Genomic DNA, 9,920 nt, shown 5'->3' on the forward strand with positions numbered 1-9,920 from the left:
AGATGTGTATAAGAGACAGGGCGTTCTCGGTGACGACGAGGTGGGTGGCGGTCGCGATGCCGCGCAGCATCCCGGAGCGCTGGTGCGGCACGGCGACGTAACCGCCCTCCTCCCGCACGCACGCGATCGCCCGGGCGCCGTGCCGCGGCAGCCCGCCGAGCGGCAGCGGACACGGCGGCAGCGGCGCGAGCGGCAGGCCGAGCATCCCGCACAGCAGCGGCCAGCCCAGCAGCAGGAGGTCCACCACCGCGGCGAGCGGATTGCCCGGCAGCGCGAGCACCACGCGACCGTCCGGCAGCTCCGCCAGCAGCACCGACGAGCCGGGCCGGAGCGCGACGCCGTCGAGCACCAGCCGGGCATCGAGCCGGGCGAGCGCCTCCCGCACCGGGTCGGCCGGGCCGTGCGCGGTTCCGCCCGACGAGATCAGAAGGCCCGTGCGGGCGCGCGCGATCGCGGCGGCGACGTCGTCGGCGTGGTCCAGCGCCCGGACCGCGGTCGCGCAGCGGCCGCCGATCGCGGCGAGGAGGGAGGGCATGAGCGGGCTGAGGACGTCCGGCACCTGCCCGGGCCCCGCCTCCGGGCCGGCCAGCTCGTCGCCGGTCGCGATGCTCGTGACGAGCGGAGGCGCCAGCACGTCGACCGCGGCGATGCCGGCCGCGGCGAGCAGCCCGATCGCGGGCGGCGTCAGCCGGGCGCCCTGGTGCAGCAGCACGTCGCCGGACTCCGCCTCCTCGCCGCACCGGCGGATGTCGCGGCCGGGGTCGAGCGGGGCGATGGTGTCGACGAGCATGCCGTCCGGGCCGGACTCGAGGATGCCCTCCTCCGTCCGCAGCACCGTGCTGGTGCCGGGAGGGAGGGGCGCGCCGGTCGCGATCGGACGCGCCTCCCCCGGCGTGAGCGGAAGGATGTCGGGCGCCGACCCGGCGAGCACCGGCTCCCCCTCCCGCCACGGGCCGTCGCCGGCCACCGCCCAGCCGTCCATCGCCGAGTTGTCGAACCGGGGCACCGAGCGCTCCGCGCGCAGATCGGCCGCGAGGGTGAGGCCCGCGGCGCGCGACAGCGGCACGCGCAGAGCCCGCGCCGGGTGGCGGCGGCCCAGGTCGTGGGCGAGTTCGCGGGCGTCCTGCCAGCTCTTCATCACGTGCCTCCGACCAGGCGAGCCGCTGTCGCGCGCATCACTCGGCGCCCTCGTCCGTCGCGGCGGCCGTCGCGGCGGTCATCGCGGCGGTCAGCGCGGCGGTCGCCTCGGCCAGCGGGCGACCACGGCCCACGGCGATCCCCGCCAGGTAGGCGGTGAGCGGCGCCGCGGGGCGGGCGATGCCGTGCGCCGCATCCCGGGCGAGGTCGAGGATCGCGGCGATATCGCCGTGCTCGATCGTCACTCCGAGGGCGCGGGAGGCGGTAGCGGCCCAGTCGTCCAGCTCAGACGGTTCCATGGCTCGGCTCCTTCAGCGGGTCGATGGCGTGCACAGGGTCGGAGGCGCGCAGCAGATCGAGATCCTCCGGCCGGTCGATGTCGGCCGTGGCGAGCGGCCGGAGCACCGGCTCGCTCCCGGGCAGCCGGCCCAGCAGCGCCCGGGCGGGGAGGCCGGCGAGCGTCCCCCGCGCCCGGAGCGCGGCGATGCCCGCGCGCAGAGTCGCCATGGACGCACGGGCCAGCAGCCACTGCTCGCGTCCGTCGGCGTCACGCAGCACGTACGGCCCGGGGGCCGCGGTGAGCGCCGCGAGCGCCGCGTCCGGGTCGGCGAGGTCCGCCGGGAGGATGACGGCCTCGGTCGCGTCCGGCGGCCCGCCCGCATCCAGCGCCTCCACCCCCGCTGCGACTCCCGCGCACGGGCCGCCCCAGCGCGGCCACTCCGACACCGAGGTCACATCGACGGCGACGGCACCGGCCTCTCCCGCGATCCCGCCCCGCGCCGTCACGACCACGACCGGGCGGCAGCCCGCTGCGAGCGCCGCCTCCATCGTCCTGGCGAGCAGTGTGCGGCCTCCGATGCGCGCCTCCAGCTTGTCCGCGCCGAACCGGGTCGAGCGGCCGCCGGCCAGGATGATCGCGGCCGTCACGACGGTCTCCGCCAGCCGTGCGGGCGCTCCCCGAGCAGCGCGTTGAGACCCCAGGCGGCCAGGATCGTGAATGCGATCGCCGCGGCCATCGAGAGGATGCCGACCGGGTCGGCGATGACGCCCAGGCTGATGATCAGCGTCGTCGCGCCCGCGGGCGGGTGCTGCAGCTTCAGAGCGTGCAGCACGAACGCGGTGAGGGCGACCGAGAGGGCGCCGCCCAGCACGTACCCGAGCGAGAGTCCCGCCTCCACCGCCGAGGGCTTGCCGTTCATCCCGCACAGGAACAGGCACGCCACGCCGGCGACGATCCCGACCGCGTGCCCGGCGGCAGCGTCGAGCGGTCGTGCGGCCTTCTCCCGCGGCGTCCCGAAGAGCACCATGACGGTCGGCCCCAGGCTCGGGAACAGCCACGGCGTGGTCAGCAGCATGCCGATCGCGCCAGACACCGCGAGCACGACCAGCGACAGCAGCCCGACGTACAGGCCGGCGCCCACCTCGCCCGCCCGGTGCTGCGCCCGCTCCAGCACCGACGCCCGGCCCGTCGCGGCGCTCACGGCACCGCCACCAGCGCCTGCGGCGCCGCCTGCTTCATGCGGGTCGACAGCCACCTGAGCTGTACGGCGATCTCGTGCTCGCACGCGGCGACGACGTCGAGCAGGTCGCCGTCCTCGAGCGCCTGGGCGGCCTGCTTCACCATCGTCCAGGTGATGTCGGCGAGGCTGGCGAGCAGGTAGAGGTCCTGCAGGTCGCGCAGCAGCCCGAGCGGGCCGGACCGCGCCTCCCCCACCCCGTCGGCGTGGAGGCGCTCCGGCTCGTCGTCGTCGCCGTCGCCCTCCGACGCGGCGCCGAACCGCTCGATGATGTCGTCGAGCTTGGCGCGGTGCTCGTCGCACTGCTTCGCCAGGGTCAGGCAGAGGTGGTGCACGTCCGGCTCGTCGCCGTGGGCCTCCGCGATGGTGCGGTACGAGTCGGCGAGCGTCGTCTCGGACTCGGCGAGCAGCCGCAGGTACACCGGGAGCTTCATCACGCCTCCTTCCAGGCCGTCACCTGCACCGCGCCGGATTTGAAGAGCGGCTGCTTGGAGACCGGGTCCCACTCGGTGACGGTCAGCTCGTTCGCCGCGGTCGGCCGTTTGTCGACCGCGTCCGGCGGCGCATCCCAGTAGCCGTAGTGGAACGGCGCGAACACCGCGCCCGGGCGGATGCCGGTCACGCGCAGCGGCGCGACGATGCGTCCGCGACGCGAGCGGACCTCTACGAGGTCGCCGTCGGAGAGCCCCCGGGCGTCGGCGTCGGCCTGCGCCAGCTCGACCCAGACGGTCGGGGCGGCGTCGGTCAGCTCGGGGCTGCGGCCGGTCTTGGTGCGGGTGTGGAAGTGGTAGACGCTGCGGCCGGTCTCGAGCCGGAGCGGGTACTCCTCGTCGGGCATCTCGTGCGGCCCGGTGAACGGCGCGGACTTGAGCAGCGCCTTGCCGTCCGGCCGCATCGCCCGGAATGCCTGCTCGCCGACGGTCGCACCCGTGAGCAGGTCGTGCCCGTAGCTCTCCGCGTAGTCGGCGTGAGAGGGGAAGTCGAAGTCGGTGTACAGCCGCTCCTGGCTCTCGGTCTCGCCCTCGCGGCGCGGCCACTTGATGCCGCTCTCGCGCCGCAGGTCGTCAAAGGAGATGCCGGTGTAGTCGCAGGGCCTCCCGCGCGAGCACTCCTGCCAGGCCCGGTACACGTCCTCCGGGGTCTCCCAGGTGATCAGCGGGCTGCCGTCGCTGCGGGTGAAGCCCATCCGCTTGGCGTAGTCGAGGAAGATGTCGAGGTCGGCGCGCGCCTCCCCGGGCGGGTCGACGGCCTTCTCGGACAGGTGGACGGTGCGCTCGGCGTTCGTGAACGTCCCGGTCTTCTCGCCCCAGCCCGCGGCGGGGAGCACGACGTCGGCGAGCTGCGCCGTTTCGGTGAGGTAGAGATCCTGCACGACGAGGAACAGCTCCGGCTTGCCGAGGATCTCGCGGATGCGCGGCAGCTGCGGCAGCGACACGGCCGGGTTCGTCGCGGACACCCAGAGGAACGGGATGCTGCCCTGCTCCACGTAGCGGATCATCTGCATGATGTGGGTCGGCGGCGCCCAGTGCGGGATCCGCAGCGTGTCGACGCCCCACAAGCGCGCGAGCTGCTCGATGTGCTGCTGGTTCTCCCAGTTCCGGAAACCGGGCAGGTCGCCGTCGGCGCCGGTCTCGCGGTTGTTCTGGGCCGTGGGCTGCCCGTTCATCTGCAGGATGCCGGCGCCCGGCCTCCCGAGCATCGCCCGCAGCAGGTGGAGGTTGTTGACAGCGCACGCGGACGCCGTCGCCTGCGCCGACTGGTAGAAGCCCTGGAGCACGGTCGACAGTACCCGCTCGCCGCTCGCGAAGATCTCGGCGGCTCGACGGATGTCGGCGGCCGCCACGCCGCAGACCTCGGCCGCGTGCTCGGGCGTCCACTGCTCCACCTGGCCGCGCAGCTCCTCCAGCCCGAGGGTGTGGGCATCGACGAACTCCCGGTCGATCGCGCCGGTGACCAGCAGTTCGCGGACGATGGCGTGCAGCAGGGCCAGGTTGGTGCCCGGCCTGATCGCGAGGTGCACCTCGGCCCGCTGCGCCACCGGGGTGTCGCGCGGATCGACGGCGACGAGCCGCGGCGGATTCGGCCCGGCGAGCCGGTCGAGCACGCGCGACCAGAGCACGGTCTGGGTCGCCGCCATGTTGTGGCCCCAGAGGAAGAGCGTGTCGCAGTGGTCGATGTCCTCGTAGCAGCCCGGCTGACCGTCGGCGCCGAAGGTCTCCTTGAGCGAGAAGGCCGCGGTCGCGGTGCAGAGGCGGGTGTTGCCATCCATGTGCGGAGTGCCGAGGCCGGCCTTCCCGATCACGGCCAGCGTGTAGTACTCCTCCAGGAACAGCTGGCCGCTGGTGTAGAAGCCGTGGCTGAGCGGGCCGCGCTCCTGGAGCAGCTGCCTGCTGCGGGCGACCACGGCCTCCATCGCCTCGTCCCAGGTCGCGGGCACCAGCTCGCCGTCCCTGCGGATGAGCGGGGTGGTGAGCCGGTCGGTCCCGCGCATGCCCTGCCAGCTGCCGTAGAGCCCTTTCGGGCCCAGTCGGCCGTGGTTGACCGGGTCCTCCGCGAGGCCGCGGATGCCGACCATCCGGCCGTCCTTGACCGCGATCTCGCAGCCGCACCCGTTGCTGCACAGCACGCACGCCGAGCGCACCCAGGCGTCGACATCCGCCTCGGCCAGCCCGTCGGCCAGCATCACATCGACCCGGTCGGGCCACCGCTCTCCCGCAGCGAACGGCGTGCGGGCACCCCACACGTCCTCGATCCGGGACCGGTCGCCCGCCGCCCGCAACTCCATCGTCCGATCGGCCATGCGCCCACCATCGGCCGGAGGCGGGGACGCGGCAACCCCTTGTCGGCCCCCGGCTGACGGATGTGCGAACATTCGAAGGTTGCCGGCCGGTCACCGCGATGCTGCTTCACCGTTGCGTCGGAACCCGCCCCTCTCTCACGCCGGCCGCACGGCGAAGTTGCCCGCGAACAGGTTGCCCGGGTCGTACTCGCGCTTCACCGCCGCGAGGCGCGACAGCGTCGCCGGAGGGTAGATCGCCGCCAGTGCTGCGTCGCCGGTGTCGCTGAGGAAGTTGGCGTACGCCCCCGCAGCATGCGGCGACAGCTCCGCCCAGAGGGCGTCGAACGCCGGGCGCCCTGCCGCCACGACCTCTTCGGGGCCACCGAGCGTGGTGATGACGAGGAGCTCCGCCTGGCGGTGCGCGTACGCCGTCGCGTCGGCCGGCACGCGGGACAGCGCTCCGCCCAGACTGCGGAGGGCGATGAAGGGGGAGCCGGTCCTGGCGCCCTCCGCGACGAGGATGCGGAGCACGTCCGCGACCGACCCCGCGTCGACGAAGGCGCTGCGGGTCAGGATGCGGAGGCCCGGCGGCGGGACCGCGCCCTCCTCGAGGATGCCCGCGTAGTCCCGCTGCGTGACGTCGTCCGCGAGCACGGTGCCGAGTCGGCGGATCGGGTCGATGGCCACTGCCGCCCGGGACGGGTCGTCGCCGTCGAAGGCGACGTGGATGACGACCGGGGCGGTCGGGCCGCCCGCGAACGGGTTGGCGAGGGCGACGGTCGAGGTCAGCTCCTCGGGCGCCGTGCGCAGGTAGCCGGCCCAACCCTCCAGCACCGCCGCCGCCTCCGCCGCCGGGAAGGAGATCGTGCCGAAGAACACCGCCGAGGTGGGATGGGCGGCGAACTCGAACGCGGTCACCACGCCGAAGCTGCCGCCTCCGCCGCGGAGCGCCCAGAACAGGTCGGGGTGCTCGTCGGCGCTCGCCCGGACGACATCGCCGCGCGCCGTGACGACCTCCGCCGCGACGAGGCTGTCGAGGGCCAGGCCGTACTCGCGCACCTTCCAGCCGATGCCGCCCGAGAGGGTCAGCCCGCCGACGCCGACGCTCCTGGTGTCGCCGGACGAGATCGCCCAGCCCCGCCGGCCGAGCGCGTCGGCCACCGGGCCCCAGGTGGCGCCTCCGCCCACCCGGACGATGCGGCGCTCCTCGTCGAGCACCTCCACTCCGTCGAGTTCGCGCAGGTCGATGACCACGCCGCCGTCGTTGGTGCCGAACCCTGGGAAGCCGTGGCCGCCGCCGCGCACCGCCAGCGCGAGACCGCTGCCGGCCGCGAACCGCACGGCGGCCCGCACGTCCTCGGTGCTGCGGGGCCGGAGCACCGACTCCGGGGTTCCCACCGCCAGGAGAGTCCGGCGGGCCGACTCGTAATCGGGGCTGCCGGGGTCGATGATGTCGCCCGCGAAGTCACCGCGGAGGGTCTCGATCACTGAGGTCATGAGGGGCTCCTTGTCCGGGCGCCCGTTCGACGCCGCTGCACAACAGACACCGCAGGCCGCCATTGTGTGACAGCGGGCGGTGTGTTGTCACGACCCGTGTTGTCACGGCGCTTCGGTGCTGAGCGATCCCGCGCGGCGCCGTCGTCGCAGTCACGCGCGGCGGCGGCCCCTCCCCTGGTCGTCCACCGGCGCATCGCCCCGCGGCTGGGGCTTCGCCCGCATGATGAGCGGCACCGCGATCCACAGGATCAGCACCACCACGAACACGCAGGTCGCGGCGATCGCGCCGAAGGGCGGTGCGGCGAGGAAGTCGACGATGAAGAGCACGATGCCGGTGAACAGCACCGACGCGAGCGCCAGGCAGAGGATGAGCATGACGTTCGAGAAGCGCACCAGCCGCACCTTGGCGCCGCGCTGGAAGAGCAGGCGGTGGAGGCTCACCGGCGACAGCGCGAGCAGGGTCACGGTCACGGCGAGCAGCACCAGCACCACGTAGACACCCACGTCGAAGGGCGCCAATTCCGTGAAGCGCTGCTGGAACGGCAGGGTCAGCAGGAATGCGGCCAGGATCTGCGTGCCGGTCTGGAAGACGCGGAACTCCTGCAGCAGCTCGTTCCAGTTGCGGTCCGCGCGCTGGTTGACGGTCTCGCTCCGGCCGTCGCCGGGGCGGGCGTCCCGGTCGTCGGAGTCGTCGGTCACGACGCCGCCTCCTCCCGCGCGGCCGGATGCGCGGCGGCCGGATGCGCGGCGGCCGCCGCGGCGGAGTCCGCGGACTGCGCCAGCTCGGCGAGGTCGGCCCCGAGCGCCTGCAGCGCCGCGCGCACGGTGAGCTCGACGACCACGGCCGGGTCGCCCTCGAGATGCAGCTCGTCGACGCGGAGGGCGCTGCGGCTGCCGTGCGCCAGGAACACCGTCCCCGCGGGATGGCCCTCCTCCGGGTCGGGCCCGCCGGCGCCGGTGACCGCGGCCACCACGTCCAGGTCGAGCAGGCGGGCTGCTCCCGCCGCCATCTGCTCCGCGCAGATCGCGGTGATGACCGGCCCCGGGGTCACCCCGAGCACGTCGAACTTCACGCGCTCGGAGTAGGCGACGACGCTGCCCGCGAACCACTCGCTCGCTCCGGGCGCGCGCCCCAGCGCCGACGCGATCGCGCCGCTGGTCAGCGACTCGGCCGCTCCGACGCGCACGCCCGCGCGCCCGGCGAGGTCGGCGATGCGCTCGCCGAGCTCGACGATCTGCGCAGTGATCTCCTCGGTGCTCTCCTCGGTGCTCTGCTCGGTCGTCTCTTCGCCCGTCACCGGCGCCTCCTAGCCCGCGTCGCTGTCGCCCTCGTCGCCTTCGGCCTGCGAGGGCTTGTCGATGATCTGCTGCTCCTGCTTGGTGTCGTCGTCGTGACGATCCTTCTCGTCGGACATGACGCTCCCCTCCTATTCTTCGGTGTGCGGATGCGACGCCGTGACGACGGGCTCGGTGCGGAAGTGCACCGCCTTGTGGGTGCCGTCGCAGAACGGCTTGATGCTGGAGACCCCGCACCGGCAGAGTGCGACCGTCCGGCGGCGCTGCTCGATGGGCTCGCCATCCGGGGTGGTCAGGTCGATGTGGCCGCGGACCAGCAGCGGCCCGTCGGGGCAGGCGACGATGACGGGCGCCTCGTCGTGGGCGCCGTGCGCGGTCATGCCGCCACCGCCTTCAACGGCTCCCGCAGCGAGCTGCCGCCGGCCTGCCAGGAGTCGAGCAGGTGCTGCCCGACCAGCCCGTCGACGTACAGGCACGCCGCGGCGCCGAAGACGATGTCGGGCAGGAGGTCCGGATGCTGCTCCGCGAGCCCGCCCGCCAGGTCGCGGCCGGCGATCTGCTCGTGCACGGCGTCGGCCTCCACGTGCTCGTCGTAGTACCAGGTGACGTCGTCGTCGTAGCCGAGCCTCCTGAAGCCGTTGCCGTAGAACCGGTTCGGGATCGACGAGGTCATCTCGAAGGCGGCCAGGTGGCCGGTGATGGCGCCGCGGAGGCTCCGGTTGAGCCCGAACATCGACATCATCGTGAACGACGCCAGCGTGATCGCCGGAACGTTGTCGACGTAGGCGCCGTAGGTGTCGTCCAGCCCGACGCCGCGCATGGTGCGAGCGAAGATCTCGGCGTGGATGCGGTCGGGCCGGCCCCCGCCGTACTCGTCGGCCTGCACCTCCACGAGCGCCGCCTTGGCCCGGCCGGTCAGGCGCGGGATGGCCCACGAGTGCGGGTCGGCCTCCTTGCGGGTGTAGATCGAGCGGTGCACCACGAACTCGATCGCCTGGTCGCCGGTCGCCTGCTTGGCGATGAAGCGCGAGAGGCTGGGCCCGGCATCCTCGGACGTGAGCTGGAACAGGTGCGCGGCGACCGCGTCGGCGGTGGGCTCGGGGAGGTCGCCCACCGGGACGCGCTCGCGCAGCTGCCGCTCGAACTCGCGCTCGATGGTGCGTCGCGCGCGCAGCAGTTCGGGGTTCCACTCCCACTCCTCGTCAGCGGAGAGGGTGTCGCCGTAGAAGAGGCCGTAGAGCAGGTAGAGGGTGAGTTGGAGGTCCTCGTCGGTGAGGATGTCGGTCCCGGCCGCGACAGCCTCCGCCGCCCGCTCGGCGACGAGCAGTCCGGCGGCGGAGTCTTCCGGGCGGTCCGCGGCGAGCGCCTCGAGCAGCGCCTCGCTGACCGGCCCCCGCGCGGTCGGCGCGTGATCTGGTGTCATGACCCCAACGTCGGAGGCTTCGAGACGTTGGTCAAGTGGTTGCGCGCCCGCAGGATTCGTGGTTTCTCAGAATGCTGCCGGGGCGCGAAGCCGCGAGGGGCGTCATTCTGCCGCTATTCGGGCAGAATTCCGACCGATCGACGCCCCTCGCCGGGGTGTGTATCGGCGGCGTGCGTCTCGGCGGCGTGCGTCTCGGCGGCGTGCGCGGGGGCGGCGTGCGCGGCGGCGGCGTGCGCGGCGGGGGCACCGGCGCCGGCCGCGAGGCGGGCGC

Annotated in this window: 11 protein-coding genes; all 11 read right to left on the reverse strand. The window is 73.8% G+C overall.

Annotated features, from left to right (window positions below; all coding sequences use genetic code 11):
* The coding region (locus ACR9ZG_RS15815) for a molybdopterin-binding protein (protein WP_481285808.1) at positions 1-1,138 on the reverse strand (1,138 nt) is incomplete at its 3' end.
* A 37-nt stretch (positions 1,139-1,175) separates the two neighbouring features.
* Positions 1,176-1,436 carry a DUF6457 domain-containing protein gene (locus tag ACR9ZG_RS15820; protein WP_481285809.1) on the reverse strand — a complete coding sequence of 87 codons (261 nt, stop codon included), beginning with the start codon at positions 1,434-1,436 and terminating at the stop codon, positions 1,176-1,178.
* Positions 1,423-2,064: an NTP transferase domain-containing protein gene (locus tag ACR9ZG_RS15825; protein ID WP_481285810.1), complete on the reverse strand. Its 642-nt coding sequence runs from the start codon at positions 2,062-2,064 to the stop codon at positions 1,423-1,425. Before ACR9ZG_RS15825 ends, ACR9ZG_RS15820 begins: the two co-directional genes overlap by 14 nt.
* The gene (locus ACR9ZG_RS15830; protein WP_481285811.1) at positions 2,061-2,618 is read right to left on the reverse strand and encodes an HPP family protein; all 558 of its coding nucleotides are present in this window, start codon (positions 2,616-2,618) and stop codon (positions 2,061-2,063) included. The genes ACR9ZG_RS15825 and ACR9ZG_RS15830 overlap by 4 nt, the downstream gene beginning before the upstream one ends.
* Positions 2,615-3,088 carry a hypothetical protein gene (locus ACR9ZG_RS15835; protein WP_481285812.1) on the reverse strand — a complete coding sequence of 158 codons (474 nt, stop codon included), beginning with the start codon at positions 3,086-3,088 and terminating at the stop codon, positions 2,615-2,617. The genes ACR9ZG_RS15830 and ACR9ZG_RS15835 overlap by 4 nt, the downstream gene beginning before the upstream one ends.
* Positions 3,088-5,454, reverse strand: coding sequence for a molybdopterin oxidoreductase family protein (locus ACR9ZG_RS15840; protein WP_481285813.1), 2,367 nt, complete (start codon positions 5,452-5,454; stop codon positions 3,088-3,090). The genes ACR9ZG_RS15835 and ACR9ZG_RS15840 overlap by 1 nt, the downstream gene beginning before the upstream one ends.
* A gap of 135 nt (positions 5,455-5,589) precedes the next feature.
* Positions 5,590-6,930: an FAD-binding oxidoreductase gene (locus ACR9ZG_RS15845; protein ID WP_481285814.1), complete on the reverse strand. Its 1,341-nt coding sequence runs from the start codon at positions 6,928-6,930 to the stop codon at positions 5,590-5,592.
* Between the two features lie 150 nt (positions 6,931-7,080).
* Positions 7,081-7,629, reverse strand: a complete 549-nt coding sequence (locus ACR9ZG_RS15850; protein WP_481285815.1) for a DUF6328 family protein — start codon at positions 7,627-7,629, stop codon at positions 7,081-7,083.
* On the reverse strand, positions 7,626-8,228 hold the full coding sequence (locus tag ACR9ZG_RS15855) for a CinA family protein (RefSeq protein WP_481285816.1): 603 nt from the start codon (positions 8,226-8,228) through the stop codon (positions 7,626-7,628). The genes ACR9ZG_RS15850 and ACR9ZG_RS15855 overlap by 4 nt, the downstream gene beginning before the upstream one ends.
* 129 nt (positions 8,229-8,357) lie before the next feature.
* Positions 8,358-8,606 carry a CDGSH iron-sulfur domain-containing protein gene (locus tag ACR9ZG_RS15860; protein WP_481285817.1) on the reverse strand — a complete coding sequence of 83 codons (249 nt, stop codon included), beginning with the start codon at positions 8,604-8,606 and terminating at the stop codon, positions 8,358-8,360.
* Positions 8,603-9,649 (reverse strand): iron-containing redox enzyme family protein, encoded by a 1,047-nt coding sequence (locus tag ACR9ZG_RS15865; RefSeq protein ID WP_481285818.1) that lies wholly within the window; start codon positions 9,647-9,649, stop codon positions 8,603-8,605. The genes ACR9ZG_RS15860 and ACR9ZG_RS15865 overlap by 4 nt, the downstream gene beginning before the upstream one ends.
* Positions 9,650-9,920: the final 271 nt, after the last annotated feature.

This window comes from Leifsonia sp. KNZ12-8B, assembly GCF_056755495.1.